This window comes from Erwinia sp. MMLR14_017, assembly GCF_033657285.1.
Classification (GTDB): Bacteria; Pseudomonadota; Gammaproteobacteria; order Enterobacterales; family Enterobacteriaceae; genus Erwinia.
Genome location: NZ_JAWVWP010000016.1, coordinates 69,838 through 85,351, shown reverse-complemented (window position 1 = coordinate 85,351; position 15,514 = coordinate 69,838). Strand labels below are relative to the sequence as shown.

General features: G+C 53.6%; 14 protein-coding genes and 2 tRNA genes. 11 read left to right on the top strand and 5 right to left on the bottom strand.

The features are described 5' to 3' along the window. Positions 1 to 305: 305 nt before the first annotated feature. Together SD961_RS20480 and SD961_RS20475 are read left to right on the top strand one after the other, a co-directional pair. Positions 306 to 382 (top strand) — tRNA-Asp (locus tag SD961_RS20480). A 7-nt stretch (positions 383 to 389) separates the two neighbouring features. Next, positions 390 to 465: transfer RNA gene (locus SD961_RS20475), tRNA-Trp, on the top strand. 218 nt (positions 466 to 683) lie between these two features. On the opposite strand, the gene hdfR is transcribed toward SD961_RS20475, so the two are convergent. Beyond that, positions 684 to 1,508, bottom strand: a complete 825-nt coding sequence (gene hdfR / locus SD961_RS20470) for an HTH-type transcriptional regulator HdfR (RefSeq protein WP_318792166.1) — start codon at positions 1,506 to 1,508, stop codon at positions 684 to 686. A gap of 121 nt (positions 1,509 to 1,629) precedes the next feature. Here hdfR and SD961_RS20465 point away from each other — a divergent pair, with 121 nt between their 5' ends. Beyond that, positions 1,630 to 1,968, top strand: coding sequence for a DUF413 domain-containing protein (locus SD961_RS20465; RefSeq protein WP_306208939.1), 339 nt, complete (start codon positions 1,630 to 1,632; stop codon positions 1,966 to 1,968). A gap of 26 nt (positions 1,969 to 1,994) precedes the next feature. On the opposite strand, the gene SD961_RS20460 is transcribed toward SD961_RS20465, so the two are convergent. Then, entirely contained in the window at positions 1,995 to 3,515 is a 1,521-nt protein-coding gene (locus SD961_RS20460) for a YifB family Mg chelatase-like AAA ATPase (protein WP_318792165.1), read from the bottom strand. Between the two features lie 13 nt (positions 3,516 to 3,528). Continuing rightward, the gene (locus tag SD961_RS20455; protein WP_318792164.1) at positions 3,529 to 3,903 is read right to left on the bottom strand and encodes a hypothetical protein; all 375 of its coding nucleotides are present in this window, start codon (positions 3,901 to 3,903) and stop codon (positions 3,529 to 3,531) included. A 31-nt stretch (positions 3,904 to 3,934) separates the two neighbouring features. Here SD961_RS20455 and ilvL point away from each other — a divergent pair, with 31 nt between their 5' ends. From ilvL to ilvA, 6 genes are all read left to right on the top strand, one after another. Continuing rightward, positions 3,935 to 4,033 carry an ilv operon leader peptide gene (ilvL, locus tag SD961_RS20450; RefSeq protein ID WP_318792163.1) on the top strand — a complete coding sequence of 33 codons (99 nt, stop codon included), beginning with the start codon at positions 3,935 to 3,937 and terminating at the stop codon, positions 4,031 to 4,033. A 140-nt stretch (positions 4,034 to 4,173) separates the two neighbouring features. Continuing rightward, the gene (gene ilvG / locus SD961_RS20445; protein ID WP_318792162.1) at positions 4,174 to 5,820 is read left to right on the top strand and encodes an acetolactate synthase 2 catalytic subunit; all 1,647 of its coding nucleotides are present in this window, start codon (positions 4,174 to 4,176) and stop codon (positions 5,818 to 5,820) included. Next, positions 5,817 to 6,074: an acetolactate synthase 2 small subunit gene (ilvM, locus tag SD961_RS20440; protein ID WP_306208935.1), complete on the top strand. Its 258-nt coding sequence runs from the start codon at positions 5,817 to 5,819 to the stop codon at positions 6,072 to 6,074. Before ilvG ends, ilvM begins: the two co-directional genes overlap by 4 nt. A gap of 18 nt (positions 6,075 to 6,092) precedes the next feature. Then, positions 6,093 to 7,019, top strand: coding sequence for a branched-chain amino acid transaminase (locus tag SD961_RS20435; RefSeq protein ID WP_306208934.1), 927 nt, complete (start codon positions 6,093 to 6,095; stop codon positions 7,017 to 7,019). A 63-nt stretch (positions 7,020 to 7,082) separates the two neighbouring features. Beyond that, positions 7,083 to 8,933: a dihydroxy-acid dehydratase gene (ilvD, locus tag SD961_RS20430; RefSeq protein WP_318792161.1), complete on the top strand. Its 1,851-nt coding sequence runs from the start codon at positions 7,083 to 7,085 to the stop codon at positions 8,931 to 8,933. A 2-nt stretch (positions 8,934 to 8,935) separates the two neighbouring features. Beyond that, positions 8,936 to 10,483: a threonine ammonia-lyase, biosynthetic gene (ilvA, locus tag SD961_RS20425; protein ID WP_318792167.1), complete on the top strand. Its 1,548-nt coding sequence runs from the start codon at positions 8,936 to 8,938 to the stop codon at positions 10,481 to 10,483. Here the strand turns inward: ilvA and ilvY are convergent, their stop codons facing one another. Next, positions 10,484 to 11,365 (bottom strand): HTH-type transcriptional activator IlvY, encoded by an 882-nt coding sequence (gene ilvY / locus SD961_RS20420; protein WP_306208932.1) that lies wholly within the window; start codon positions 11,363 to 11,365, stop codon positions 10,484 to 10,486. 164 nt (positions 11,366 to 11,529) lie between these two features. Between ilvY and ilvC the strand changes: the two genes are divergently transcribed. Beyond that, complete coding sequence (gene ilvC / locus SD961_RS20415; protein ID WP_318792160.1) at positions 11,530 to 13,008, top strand: ketol-acid reductoisomerase; 1,479 nt, start codon at positions 11,530 to 11,532, stop codon at positions 13,006 to 13,008. Positions 13,009 to 13,077: 69 nt separating this feature from the next. Here the strand turns inward: ilvC and ppiC are convergent, their stop codons facing one another. Then, positions 13,078 to 13,359, bottom strand: coding sequence for a peptidylprolyl isomerase PpiC (gene ppiC, locus SD961_RS20410; RefSeq protein WP_306208930.1), 282 nt, complete (start codon positions 13,357 to 13,359; stop codon positions 13,078 to 13,080). A gap of 89 nt (positions 13,360 to 13,448) precedes the next feature. Here ppiC and rep point away from each other — a divergent pair, with 89 nt between their 5' ends. Beyond that, positions 13,449 to 15,470 carry a DNA helicase Rep gene (gene rep, locus SD961_RS20405; RefSeq protein WP_318792159.1) on the top strand — a complete coding sequence of 674 codons (2,022 nt, stop codon included), beginning with the start codon at positions 13,449 to 13,451 and terminating at the stop codon, positions 15,468 to 15,470. Positions 15,471 to 15,514 lie beyond the last annotated feature (44 nt).

The following is a 15,514-nucleotide window of genomic DNA, read 5'->3' as shown; positions in this document are numbered from 1 at the left end:
TGCCGAACTCAGAAGTGAAACGCCGTAGCGCCGATGGTAGTGTGGGGTCTCCCCATGCGAGAGTAGGGAACTGCCAGGCATTAATTTAAAAGCAGTAAACTGGTATAACGGAGCAGTTCACTACTCTCAGAGAGTAGGACAGGCGCAGCCTGAACGTTGCGGCGCAACGGCCCGTGGGGTGAACGTGAGTTCATCAACTGCCAGGCATTAAATAAGATCCTGCGGGATCATGACCTTCCGGTGACGCGGAAAGGGCGAAACACCTGAAATCAGAAGCGTTTTTCTGAAATCAGTACAGAATCGGTGGAGCGGTAGTTCAGTTGGTTAGAATACCTGCCTGTCACGCAGGGGGTCGCGGGTTCGAGCCCCGTCCGTTCCGCCACCCTTTTAGGGGCGTAGTTCAATTGGTAGAGCACCGGTCTCCAAAACCGGGTGTTGGGAGTTCGAGTCTCTCCGCCCCTGCCAAAATAAAAATAATCCTTTGCTTCGGCAAAGGATTTTTTTTGTCCTCAATAAAATCCTCTTCCGGACTCCGGGCGCAGAATTAATGAGCGTTCGCTCATTACTACTCTGGACTTCTCTCCTGAAACGTCGATCTCTGACCCGAAATTGCTAAATAATGGCTGTAAAATAAACGAATAACGGCCGCTAAATGGCCGTTACAGATGATTATTGTGGTCAATTTACGGCATATTCACCGGGAACTTGAGCAGCTGACGGATATGCGCTTGCTGATCGCTGTTCTGTAACCACACGGCATATAGCGGCCTAACCGCCACCGGCGTATCGGGAATGATGGTAAGATCCGGGTATTCGCTATGCCAGATATCCGGTAAAAAGGCGCAAGCGCCAGTGGTATGAAGCAGCTGTCGGGTTAAATGAGCGGAAGTTGTGGTCAGCACGGGTACATCATCGGCACCAGCCAGATAACTTTCATGCTGATGAAAATCTGCGCCCCATTCCAGCTTAATGTAGTCATATTTCTCGCGTTTATCCGATTTTCTCGACCGGTACAGCGTTAGCGAGATATGCCCGATTTGCTCACTGGTCAATTCATCCATCTTTGGTGCCTCAGTCGTGATCAGTAGATCCAACTGACGCTCATGAAGCTGCTTAACTAATAAGTGACGCTGAGCAACGCGAGCCTCAAGGTGCAGGCTTTCCCGGTTCTCATAGAGCGTCTGAAGCCACGGCGTAAGATAAGCCTCCCACAGCGATGCACTGGCTCCAATAGAGAGCTCATGATGCTGCTGAGTATGTGAGACCTCCTTTTTTGCCATTATCCACGTACTCATCAGGCTCTCGGCGTAAGGCAACAGGCGTTCACCGGCGGAGGTCAGCCGTATGTTGTTACGATGACGGGTAAAAAGGTTCACTCCCAACTGATTTTCAAGCTGCCTGATGCGAAAACTAACGGCAGATTGAGTGAGATAGAGCGCTTCAGCGGCACGTCCAAAGTGGCGGGTTCTGCTCACTTCCAGAAAGGTCTTCAATAATTCCGTATCCACATCCATCTCCTAAAAAACATTTGTCGTTATGATTTAAATGTTTTGTTTTACACTCTGTCAAGCCTATCTAATACTCCGCGCCATAAATAGCACGGCCATAAAAGAGTCAGGAGCGTGTAAAATGGCGGAAAGCTTCGCAACAACGAATCGTTTTTTTGATAACAAACATTACCCTCGCGGATTCTCGCGTCACGGTGATTTCACCATCAAAGAAGCCCAACTTCTTGAGCGTTATGGTTACGCTTTTAATGAGCTGGATCTGGCAAAGCGTGAGCCTGTGACGGAAGAAGAGCGTCTGTTCATTGAAGTGTGTCGCGGTATTCGCGAACCACAGAGTGAAGCAGAACGGGTCTGGTCAAAGTATATGACACGTATCAAACGTCCAAAGCGTTTTCATACTCTTTCTGGTGGCAAGCCACAGATGGAAGGTGTTGAAGACTATACGGATAGCGATGATTAAGAAAAAAGGGGCCACCGCCCCTTTTTCTATTCCAGGCTCTTTTGCAGGTGAATGAGCAATCTGTCGATCCCTCGATAACTTAACGCTTCATGCAGATGCGCGCGCCCGATATCTTCTTGCTGTGCCAGATCCGCAATCGTTCGGGCAACTTTAAGAATGCGTTGCCAGGCCCTCACAGATAATCCCAATTGGTTAAGCACCTCCTCCAGCCACTCCGCATCCTTAATACTTATCTTACAGTCACGCTGGATCTCCTTAGGCGTTAGCAATGTATTGATTTTGTCGGCGCGGTTAATCTGGCGCAAACGGGCTGCCAGCACTCTTTCCCGGACGGTTTGGCTGCTCTCGCAGGCTTTACTTTGTTGGCTCAGCGAGCCGGCAGGAAGGAGAGGGACCTCAAGGGATAAGTCAAACCTGTCCAGAAAGGGGCCGGAAAGCTTATTAAGATAGCGAAGGGTCTGTTGTGGGGTGCTGCGATTATGTGTGCCCTGGTAATGACCTGTCGGACTGGGGTTCATTGCGGCTATCAACTGAAAGCGGGCGGGATAGGTTACCCTGGCCCGCGCACGTGAAAGGGAAATTTCTCCCGATTCCAGCGGCTCCCTGAGTGCCTCCAACGTTTTGCGATCAAATTCTGGTAATTCATCCAGAAACAGCACGCCGTTGTGAGCCAGAGAGATTTCGCCGGGTTTTGGTATAGCGCCGCCGCCAACCAGAGCATAACGTGATGCAGTGTGATGAGGCGCCCGGAAAGGCCGCTGACGCCATTGTTGATGCATCATGCCGCTACTGACCAGGCTGGCAATGGCCGCGCTCTCCAGGGCCTCTTTATCGCTCAATGGCGGCATCAAGCCATTGAGCCGGGTGGCCAGCATGGTTTTCCCTGTGCCTGGGGGGCCTGCAAGCAGAAGGTTATGGCCTCCTGCGGCACAAATCTCTAATGCCCGTTTTGCCTGCTGCTGTCCAACAATCTCATCCAGATCTCCACCCAGCCAGGGAGCCGCAGAGCGATCACAACGGGCGACTTGAAGCTCGATCTCCCCCGCTAAAAAGTGGCAAATATCCAGCAGATGATTACTGAGCAAGCTCTTACCATTTTGGATCAGGCCGACTTCGTCCAGATTATCCATAGAGAGGATTAATTGTCGCTGCGCCTGAGTGGCTGCCAACGCAGCAGGGATTGCCCCCTGAACGCCCCGCAGAGCGCCTGTTAAAGCTAGCTCACCCAGGAATTCAAACTGTGCCAGTTTGTCTGCAGAGATCTGCTCTGAGGCCGCCAGAATGGCTATCGCGATAGGGAGATCGTATCTGCCGCCCTCTTTAGGCAGATCGGCTGGAGCAAGATTGACGGTAATCCGCTTTGCCGGAAAGGTGAAACCACAATTAATGATCGCACTGCGCACCCGATCGCGTGCCTCTTTGACGGTGGTTTCTGGGAGTCCTACCAGTGAAAGCGCGGGCAGTCCGTTACTAAGATGGACTTCAACAGATACCAGGGGCGCTGTAATTCCGATAGCGGCCCGGGTATAGGCGACAGATAGCGACATAAATCCTCCTTATTTACTCCAGCCTCTTCCCTCCGCTAGTTATTTGCCAGAAGAGATAGTGGTTCTGCCGAGCCAGCCCGCATACTTTTGCGCCAGAACTACAAGATTTATCTAAAAGGTAAGATCCCTGTTCCTGTTCCTGTTCCTGTTCCTGTTCCTGTTCCTGTTCCTGTTCCTGTTCCTGTTCCTGTTCCTGTTCCTGTTCCTGTAATGAGACGCGCTTTTTTTGCCCACTATTTGTTACGGAAAGGACGTAATGAATATTTTTCACTATTTGTCTTATTGACTGAATAACCTTTATTTTTATGCTTTTTTCAAAGTCAGCGATAAAATTAAATGGCGAAAAAAGTTGAATTCGTCTCGCTAACTGTGATAACTCTGTAGGCATTACTTCGAATTAGCGAATATACCGAATACAAATGAAAGCCCTTCTACGAGTCATTAGCCTGGTCCTCCTTAACGTCGTCGTGATTATTATCACGCCGTGCGGGGCTACGCTCGGAGAAAGAAAGGCTTAAAAATCAAGCCTGATTTCAGAAGAACCCCCGCACCGAAAGGTCCGGGGGTTTTTTTTTGGCAGGTTATCAACGACAGAGGAACAGAAGATGAACAGTAGAATAAAATGCTGTTGTTCCAGGCTGAAGGCGGGGAAATAACTATGAATGGTGCTCAGTGGGTGGTTCAGGCGTTGCGTGCGCAGGGTGTCGAGACTGTTTTCGGCTATCCGGGTGGGGCGATCATGCCTGTCTATGATGCGCTCTATGACGGAGGCGTCGAACACCTACTCTGCCGCCATGAGCAGGGCGCAGCAATGGCCGCCATTGGCTACGCACGTTCTACCGGGAAAGTGGGCGTTTGCATTGCTACCTCTGGTCCCGGCGCCACCAACCTGATCACTGGCCTGGCTGATGCTATGATGGACTCCGTTCCGGTTGTTGCTATCACCGGCCAGGTCTCTTCTGCATTTATCGGGACGGATGCATTTCAGGAAATTGATGTACTGGGGATGTCTCTCTCCTGTACCAAGCATAGCTTTCTGGTCGAAACGCTGGAGGAACTTCCGGAAGTGATGGCTGAAGCTTTTGCCATTGCTCAGTCTGGCCGCCCCGGCCCGGTACTGATCGATATTCCTAAAGATATCCAGTTAGCTGTTGGCGAATTCACGGCGCATCTGATGCCGGTAGAAGCCGAAGCTGACCATCCCCATCAGGCGTTGCAGCAGGCACGTGCGCTGCTGGCTCAGGCGAAAAAGCCGATTCTGTATGTCGGCGGCGGCGTGGGAATGGCGGGTGCGGTTGAAGCGCTGCGAGCGTTCGCTAAAGAGACCGGTATTCCCTGTGTGGCAACTCTTAAAGGTCTGGGCACGCCGGATGAACAAGATCCCTGTTATCTGGGCATGTTGGGCATGCATGGCACTAAAGCCGCAAACTATGCTGTCCAACAGTGCGACCTGCTGATTGCTGTAGGGGCCCGCTTTGATGACCGTGTTACCGGAAAACTGAATACCTTTGCCCCTGAAGCCAGCGTTATTCACATGGATATCGACCCGGCTGAAATGAATAAGCTGCGTCAGGCACACGTTGCGCTGCGTGGCGATTTAAATAAAATGCTGCCTGATTTGTATCAGCCGGTAGAGATCGCTGCCTGGCGTCAGCACGTCCAGCAGCTGAAAGCGGAAAATGGCTGGCGTTATGACCATCCCGGCGAAGCTATTTTCGCGCCGCTGTTCCTGAAACAGTTATCGGATCGTAAGCCAGCCAGCGCAGTTGTCACCACAGATGTCGGTCAGCACCAGATGTGGGCCGCCCAGCATATGAGCTTTAACCGCCCGGAAAACTTCATCACCTCCAGCGGATTAGGCACGATGGGCTTTGGTCTGCCAGCCGCAGTGGGTGCACAGGTTGCCCGCCCTGAAGATACGGTGATTTGCGTCTCGGGCGACGGCTCCTTCATGATGAACGTGCAGGAGCTGGGAACCCTTAAACGCAAGCAGTTGCCGGTAAAAATTGTGCTGATCGATAACCAGCGTTTGGGGATGGTTCGTCAGTGGCAGCAGTTGTTCTTCTCCGAACGCTACAGTGAAACCAATCTCTCTGATAATCCCGATTTCCTCACCCTGGCCAGCGCTTTCAATATTCCCGGCCAGCGCATTACCCGTAAAGATCAGGTCGACGCCGCACTAGACGCTTTGCTGCAAAGTGAAGGGCCATACATGCTCCATGTCGCGATTGACGAGCATGAGAACGTCTGGCCACTGGTGCCGCCGGGTGCCAGCAACGAAAATATGATGGAGAAAATCTCATGATGCAGCATCAATTGTCTATCGAAGCCCGTTTCAGACCCGAAATACTGGAGCGTATATTGCGTGTCGTGCGTCACCGCGGTTTTCAGGTCTGCGCCATGAACATGGCGACAGGAAGCAACGCCGACAATATTAATATTGAAATGACCGTTGCCAGTCAGCGTCCAGTCGATTTACTGTCAACACAATTAAACAAGCTGATGGATGTCGCGTACGTCCAGATCCAACAACAGACAACACAACAAATCCGCGCCTGAGCGCGAAAGGAAATAAGAATGACGAAGAAAGCTGACTTTATCTGGTTCAATGGCGAGATGGTTAAGTGGGAAGACGCGAAGGTCAGCGTGATGTCCCATGCACTGCACTACGGTACGTCTGTGTTTGAAGGCGTCCGCTGCTACGACTCGCACAAAGGCCCGGTAGTCTTCCGCCATCGTGAGCACATGCAGCGCCTGCATGATTCTGCCAAGATTTACCGTTTCCCCGTCAGCCAGAGCGTCGACGAACTGATGGAAGCGTGCCGTGAAGTTCTGCGCGTGAATAAACTCAAAAGCGCTTATATCCGTCCGCTGGTATTTGTCGGTGATGTCGGCCTGGGCGTTAACCCACCAGAAGGTTTCAGCACTGATGTGATCATCGCTGCCTTCCCATGGGGCGCCTATCTTGGTGCAGAAGCCCTGGAGCAGGGTATTGATGCGATGGTTTCCTCCTGGAACCGCGTAGCGCCAAACACTATCCCAACCGCAGCGAAAGCGGGGGGCAACTACCTCTCCTCTCTGTTGGTAGGCAGCGAAGCACGTCGTCACGGCTATCAGGAAGGTATCGCCCTGGATACTCAGGGTTACATATCTGAAGGCGCGGGTGAAAACCTGTTCGAGGTGAAGGATGGTATTCTGTTTACCCCACCATTTACCTCTTCTGCGCTGCCGGGGATCACCCGTGATGCCATCATCAAACTGGCGAAAGATATGGGTATTGAAGTTCGCGAGCAGGTGCTGTCGCGCGAATCACTCTATCTGGCTGATGAAGTCTTTATGTCGGGTACTGCTGCTGAAATCACACCTGTCCGTAGCGTTGACGGTATTCAGGTGGGTGAAGGCAAGCGTGGCCCGGTTACCGCACGTATTCAGTCTGCGTTCTTTGGCCTGTTCACCGGCGAAACGGAAGACAAATGGGGCTGGCTGGATTCAGTTAACCCATAATAAAAAAATACCTGAGCGGGCGTTGTATAACGCCCGCGCACTATCTGATTCTGGAGTATGAGCATGCCTAAGTTACGTTCCGCAACCACCACCCATGGCCGCAATATGGCCGGCGCCCGTGCCTTATGGCGCGCAACCGGAATGACCGATGACGATTTCGGCAAGCCAATCATTGCGGTAGTTAACTCCTTTACCCAGTTTGTCCCTGGCCACGTTCACCTGCGTGATATGGGGAAACTGGTTGCCGAGCAGATTGAAGCTTCCGGCGGCGTGGCAAAAGAGTTCAACACCATTGCGGTGGATGATGGGATCGCGATGGGGCATGGCGGCATGCTTTACTCCCTGCCGTCGCGTGAATTAATCGCAGACTCCGTCGAGTACATGGTAAATGCCCACTGTGCTGATGCCATGGTCTGCATCTCCAACTGCGACAAAATCACACCGGGAATGCTGATGGCGTCCCTGCGCCTGAATATTCCGGTGATTTTCGTCTCCGGCGGCCCGATGGAAGCTGGTAAAACCAAGCTCTCCGACAAAATCATTAAGCTGGACCTGGTTGACGCGATGATTCAGGGTGCAAACCCTAACGTCAGCGATGCGGATAGCGAGCAGATTGAACGTTCAGCCTGTCCCACCTGTGGCTCCTGTTCTGGCATGTTTACCGCTAACTCGATGAACTGCCTGACTGAAGCGCTGGGCCTTTCGCAACCGGGCAACGGCTCGCTGCTGGCTACCCATGCAGACCGTAAAGAGCTGTTCCTGAATGCTGGCAAGCGCATCGTTGAACTGACTAAACGTTATTACCAGCAGGATGATGAAACGGCTCTGCCACGTAACATCGCTAATAAAGCCGCTTTTGAGAACGCCATGACGCTGGATATCGCCATGGGGGGTTCCACGAATACCGTTCTGCACCTGCTGGCTGCTGCGCTGGAAGGCGATATCGACTTCAATATGTCCGATATCGATCGCCTGTCACGTAAGGTGCCTCACCTGTGTAAAGTGGCGCCAAGCACACCGAAATATCATATGGAAGACGTACACCGCGCTGGTGGCGTATTCGGCATTCTGGGCGAACTGAGCCGTGCCGGTCTGATGAATCAGGACGTTCGTAACGTGCTGGGTCTCAGCCTGCAGGAAACGCTGGATCAGTACGACATCATGCTGACTAAAAATGAAGATGTGAAAAAGATGTTCCGGGCTGGCCCTGCGGGCATCCGTACCACGCAGGCCTTCTCGCAGGACTGCCGCTGGGAGACGCTGGATGATGACCGTCAGGAAGGCTGTATTCGCTCGCGTGAATTCGCTTTCAGTCAGGATGGTGGTCTGGCGGTGCTGTACGGCAACATGGCGGAAGATGGCTGCATTGTTAAAACCGCTGGCGTGGAAAAAGAGAGCCATACCTTCCGTGGTCCGGCCAAAGTTTACGAAAGCCAGGACGATGCCGTAGCCGCAATCCTGGGCGGCAAAGTCGTTGCCGGTGATGTGGTGGTTATCCGTTACGAAGGACCTAAAGGCGGGCCAGGCATGCAGGAAATGCTTTACCCAACCACCTACCTGAAATCTATGGGGCTGGGTAAAAGCTGTGCGCTGATCACCGATGGCCGCTTCTCGGGCGGGACTTCCGGGCTTTCCATCGGCCACGTTTCACCCGAAGCTGGTAGCGGCGGCACTATAGCGCTGGTGAAAGATGGCGATATGATCGACATCGATATCCCTAATCGCGGCATCAAGCTGGAGGTGCCGGACAATGAGCTGCACGCCCGCCGTGAAGAGGAAGAGGCCCGTGGTAGCGAGGCTTACACGCCACACGGTCGTGAACGTGAAGTCTCTTATGCTCTGCGTGCTTATGCCTTACTGGCAACCAGCGCAGACAAAGGTGCGGTACGTGACAAGAGCAAGCTGGGAGGCTGACAATTATGGCTGAGTCTCAACCGCTACCCGCCGAGCCTTGCGGCGCGGAGTATCTGCGGGCGGTTCTCCGCTCGCCAGTCTACGAAGTGGCGCAGGTTACGCCGTTGCAAAAGATGGAGAAGATCTCTTCCCGTCTGGGCAACACCATTTTAGTCAAGCGTGAGGATCGCCAGCCGGTGCACAGCTTTAAGCTGCGTGGCGCTTACGCGATGATCTCAACGCTGAATGAAGAGCAGAAAGCGCGTGGAGTGATTACTGCTTCCGCTGGTAATCATGCTCAGGGCGTGGCGCTTTCAGCAACGCGGTTAGGCATTAAATCGCTGATCGTGATGCCAGTGGCGACTGCCGATATTAAAGTGGATGCGGTCAGGGCATTTGGCGGTGAGACCTTCCTTTTTGGTGCCAATTTCGATGAAGCCAAAGCCAAAGCGATCGAACTGGCGGAGCTAAGAGGCTACACCTTTGTGCCGCCTTTTGATCATCCGATGGTGATCGCCGGGCAGGGCACGCTGGCGATGGAGCTGTTGCAGCAGGATGCCCATCTTGATCGGGTATTTGTTCCCGTGGGCGGTGGCGGCCTGGCAGCTGGCGTTGCCGTGCTGATCAAGCAGCTGATGCCGCAGATCAAAGTGATCGCGGTGGAAGCTGAAGAGTCCGCCTGCCTGAAAGCGGCACTGGATGCGGGGCATCCCGTTGATCTGCCGCGCGTCGGGCTGTTTGCTGAAGGCGTGGCGGTGAAGCGCATCGGCAACGAAACCTTCCGCCTGTGCCAGGAATATCTGGATGACATCATCACCGTGGACAGCGATGCTATCTGTGCGGCGATGAAGGATCTGTTTGAGGATGTCCGGGCAGTGGCAGAACCTTCGGGTGCGCTGGCGCTGGCCGGGATGAAAAAATATATTCAGCAGCACCAGATTCAGGGAGAGCGTCTGGCGCACGTGCTTTCAGGGGCGAACGTAAATTTCCACGGTTTACGCTACGTGTCTGAACGCTGCGAGCTGGGTGAACAGCGAGAGGCGCTGCTGGCCGTCACTATTCCAGAGCAGAAAGGCAGTTTCCTGAAATTTTGTCAGCTGCTGGGTGGCCGTTCTGTCACCGAGTTCAACTACCGTTACGCCAATGCTGATAACGCCTGCATTTTTGTCGGTGTGCGTCTGACGCGTGGCCTGGAAGAGCGGGGCGAAATTCTGTCGCTGCTGGATGAGGGCGGTTATAAAGTTGTTGACCTCTCCGATGATGAAATGGCCAAGCTGCACGTGCGTTATATGGTGGGTGGTCGTCCTTCCAAGCCGCTGCGTGAACGCCTGTTCAGCTTTGAGTTCCCTGAAGCGCCGGGTGCGCTGCTGCGCTTCCTGCAAACGCTCGGCACGCACTGGAACATTTCCCTGTTCCACTATCGCAGCCACGGCACCGACTATGGCCGGGTGCTGGCAGGCTTTGAGCTGAGTGAGAGCGAACCGCAGTTTGAGGAGCACCTGCAGGCGCTGGGTTACGATTTCCATGACGAAACCCATAACCCGGCGTTCAGTTTCTTTCTCGCGGGTTAGCTACATTAGTGACCAGAACGCATCGATAAGCGGCTCATTGAGCCGCTTTTTTTGTACACAAACGCCAAGCTCAAACGGGGCGACCATCTCCACGTTATCCAGTTCAAGAATACGGTTGCGAATCGGTTCCGGGCTGTTCTCCAGCACCACATCCGGCAGCAGGGCAATGCCACAACCTAACGCCACCATCGACACAATCGCTTCATGACCCGACACCGTAGCGTAAATCAGCGGATTAGGGATACGCCGACGGCGGAACCAGAGATCGATGCGCTGTCGGGCAGGCCCCTGATCCGGCAGGATAAAGGGGATCTCTGACCAGTCCGGTTCCGGCTGGGTAGCCTGGGTGCGAACGGGACAAGGCAGAGCCGGGGCGATCAGGACGAGCGGGATCAGTCCAATCGGCGTAAAACCTATACTGGCAGGGAGCGTTTCCGGCCTGCCGGCAATGGCAATATCAGCTTCGGCGCTCTGGACCTTTTCTACTGCATCGGCCGCGTCGCCTGTGGTCAGTTTGATCTCAACCAGCGGATGCTCAGCACGAAACCGGTCAAGGATCGGCGGCAAATGGCTGTAAGCCGCCGTCACCGAACAGAACAGGCGCAGCTCCCCGCTGAGCGAAGGGCCGTTCTGGCCAATCGAATGGAGCAGTTGCTGGTATTGCAAAAGCGTGTGCTGTGCGAACTGGCGAAGCTGTTCCCCGGCATCGGTCAGCGTGACTGTCCGGTTGTCACGCAGGAATAACGCCTGGCCCAGATCCTCTTCAAGGCGCTGTATCTGGCGTGAGAGCGTGGAAGGGCTGACATGCATTGCTCGCGCGCTGCGGCCGAAGTGGCGGCTTTCGGCCAGGTGAAGAAACAGTTTCAGGTCACGTAAATCCATGCGCTACAGGCCTCATTTTTGCGTTGCAGTTCTTGCAATATCACGTTGTTAATATATCAATTTAAGCAATGCATTTCCTGTCATATGATAGGGATTATTCAGGGTGAGCAGCGTTGTGACTCATCACCAGATAAAAGACCGACCCAACCCTATACGGAGTTTCCATGGCTAACTATTTCAATACTTTGAACCTGCGCAATCAGCTGGCGCAATTAGGTAAATGTCGCTTCATGTCACGTGAAGAATTTGCTGACGAAGCAAGCTACCTGAAAGGGAAAAAAGTCGTCATCGTTGGTTGTGGTGCTCAGGGCCTGAACCAGGGGCTTAACATGCGCGACTCCGGTCTGGACATTGCTTATGCCCTGCGCGCGGAAGCGATTGCTGAAAAACGCCCTTCATGGCGTAAAGCCACTGAAAATGGTTTTAAAGTAGGCACTTATGAAGAGCTGATCCCGCAGGCCGATCTGGTAGTTAACCTGACGCCGGACAAGCAGCACTCCGCCGTGGTGCAGGCGGTTCAGCCGCTGATGAAAGAGGGCGCAGCGCTGGGTTACTCTCACGGCTTTAACATCGTTGAAGTGGGCGAGCAGGTTCGTAAAGATATCACCGTGGTCATGGTTGCGCCGAAATGTCCGGGCACCGAAGTGCGTGAAGAGTACAAGCGTGGCTTCGGCGTGCCAACGCTGATTGCGGTTCACCCGGAAAACGATCCAAAAGGCGAAGGCATGGCGATTGCCAAAGCCTGGGCTGCGGCGACCGGTGGTCATCGTGCTGGCGTGCTGGAGTCTTCCTTCGTGGCAGAAGTGAAATCTGACCTGATGGGCGAGCAGACAATCCTCTGCGGCATGCTGCAGGCGGGTTCCCTGCTCTGCTTCGACAAGCTGGTAGCGGAAGGGACCGACGCCGCTTATGCCGAGAAACTGATCCAGTTCGGCTGGGAAACCATCACCGAAGCGCTGAAGCAGGGCGGCATTACTCTGATGATGGATCGCCTCTCTAATCCGGCGAAAGTTCGTGCGTATGCGCTCTCTGAGCAGCTGAAAACCATTATGGCGCCGCTGTTCCAGAAGCACATGGATGACATCATCTCTGGTGAATTCTCCTCCGGCATGATGGCTGACTGGGCAAATGATGATAAAAAACTGCTGGGCTGGCGTGAAGAGACCGGTAAAACCGCCTTCGAAACGGCACCGCAGTTTGAAGGTAAAATTGCCGAGCAGGATTACTTCGATGAAGGCGTAGTGATGATCGCCATGGTGAAGGCGGGCGTTGAGCTGGCATTTGAAACCATGGTGGCTGCGGGTATCATTGAAGAGTCTGCTTACTACGAATCACTGCACGAGTTGCCGCTGATTGCGAACACCATCGCCCGTAAACGTCTGTATGAGATGAACGTGGTTATCTCCGACACGGCTGAATATGGTAACTACCTCTTCTCTTACGCGGCAGTTCCGCTGCTGAAAGAGTTTATGACCACCCTGCAGCCGGGCGATTTAGGCAAAGAAAAGGCTTCTTCAACCGCCATCGACAACGCGCAGCTGCGTGACGTCAATGAAGCGATTCGCCATCACCCAATCGAAGCCGTTGGCCGTAAACTGCGTGGCTACATGACCGATATGAAGCGTATCGCTGTAGCAGGCTGATAACGGCGTGTCCGGCATGAAATAAAAAAGAGCGGAATTCCGCTCTTTTTTTTCGTCTGCGCACTACTGCTAGTTGCGGTACAACACTTTAATCACGTGATAACCGAACTGGGTATGCAGCGGGCCGTAAGGCACCAGAAGCGGGCATGAAAACACCACTTTATCGAAAGCGGGTACCATTGCGCCCTGCTTGAATTCACCTAAGTGCCCGCCTTTCTTACCCGAAGGGCAGGTGGAGTGCTTTTTAGCCAGTTTCTCGAAATCTGCGCCCTGTTCCAGCTGAGCCAGAATCTCCTGCGCCTGTTTCTCTTCCTTTACAAGGATATGGAGTGCTGCTGCGGTTTTTGCCATGATCGTACCTTGAGTCGTATGGATGCTGCTGGCTATACTACCACGCTGAATTTCTCTTTCCTTCTGTCATTTCATCGAGCGACTTCCCTATGCGTCTGAATCCTGGCCAACAACATGCCGTCGAATTTGTTACCGGACCCTGTCTGGTACTGGCCGGTGCGGGGTCGGGCAAAACGCGCGTGATCACCAATAAAATAGCGCACCTGATCCGCGAATGCGGTTACCAGGCCAGGCATATTGCTGCGGTAACCTTTACCAATAAAGCCTCACGAGAGATGAAAGAGCGCGTGGCGCAAACGTTGGGGCGCAAAGAAGCGCGTGGTTTAATGATTTCAACCTTCCATACGCTGGGGCTGGAGATCATTAAACGTGAATATGCTGCCCTGGGGATGAAATCCAACTTCTCGCTGTTTGACGACCAGGATCAGCTGGCGCTGCTGAAAGATCTGACCGAAGAGTGGCTGGAAAACGATAAAAATCTGCTGCAACAGCTGATTTCGACGATCTCTAACTGGAAAAACGATCTGATGGATCCAGGCCGTGCGGCAGCAGGCGCCCAGTCGGAAAGAGATAAACTCTTCGCTCATTGCTACGGGCTGTATGACAAACACCTAAAGTCCTGCAACGTGCTCGACTTCGATGACCTCATTCTGCTGCCAACGCTGCTTTTCCAGCGCAACCTGGAGGTGCGGGAACGGTGGCAGCAGCGCATTCGTTACCTGCTGGTGGATGAATATCAGGATACCAACACCAGCCAGTACGAACTGGTGAAACTGCTGGTGGGTTCTCGTGCACGCTTTACCGTGGTAGGGGATGACGATCAGTCCATCTACTCCTGGCGCGGCGCGCGGCCGCAAAATCTTGTGCTGCTAAAAGAAGATTTCCCCGCTCTGCAGGTGATCAAGCTTGAGCAGAATTACCGCTCATCAGAGCGCATTCTGAAAGCGGCAAATATCCTGATTGCCAATAACCCACATGTATTTGAGAAGCGGCTTTTTTCCGAACTGGGTTACGGCGCTGAGCTGAAAGTAGTGACGGCAAATCATGAGGATCACGAAGCCGAGCGGGTGACTGGCGAGCTGATAGCCCATCACTTTATTAACAAGACCCAGTACAAGGATTACGCCATTCTTTATCGTGGCAATCACCAGTCGCGGGTTTTTGAAAAAATGCTGATGCAGAACCGCATTCCTTATCGCATTTCCGGAGGAACCTCGTTCTTCTCCAGACCGGAAATCAAGGATCTGCTGGCCTATCTGCGTATTCTCACCAACCCTAATGATGACAGCGCTTTTATGCGCATTGTGAATACTCCCAGGCGCGAGATTGGCCCCGCGACACTGCAGAAGCTGGGCGAGTGGGCCATGCAGCGCAATAAAAGCCTGTTCACTGCCAGTTTTGATATGGGGCTGGGCCAGACGCTTTCCGGTCGCGGCCTGGAATCTCTCCAGCGTTTTACCTTCTGGCTTCAGGAGGTGGCTCAACTGGCCGAGCGTGAGCCGGTGGCTGCAGTACGGGACCTGATCCGTGGCGTTGATTATGAGAGCTGGCTGTTTGAAACCTCTGCCAGCCCCAAAGCGGCTGAAATGCGCATGAAGAACGTCAACACGCTGTTCCAGTGGATGACGGAGATGCTGGAAGGCAGCGATATTGATGAGCCGATGACGCTGACTCAGGTGGTAACACGCTTTACGCTGCGCGACATGATGGAGCGTGGGGAAAGCGAGGAAGACGCAGATCAGGTTCAGCTGATGACGCTGCACGCCTCGAAAGGGCTGGAATTTCCCTACGTCTATCTTGTCGGCATGGAAGAAGGCTTGCTGCCGCATCAGAGCAGTATTGATGAGAATAACGTGGAAGAGGAGCGCAGGCTGGCTTACGTGGGCATCACCCGCGCGCGTAAAGAGCTGACGTTTTCTTTATGTCGTGAGCGCCGTCAGTATGGTGAGGTGATCCGTCCTGAGCCGAGCCGTTTCCTGCTGGAACTGCCGCAGGATGATTTAAAATGGGAAAGCGAGCGCAAGGTCGTGAGCGCCGAAGAACGGATGCAGACAGGGCAGAGCCGCGTGGCTAACCTGAAGGCGATGCTGGAAAAGGCGAAAAGCAGATAAGTACGCTGGTTTTGTGCTGAATAAAAAGGGCCAGAGGCCCTTTT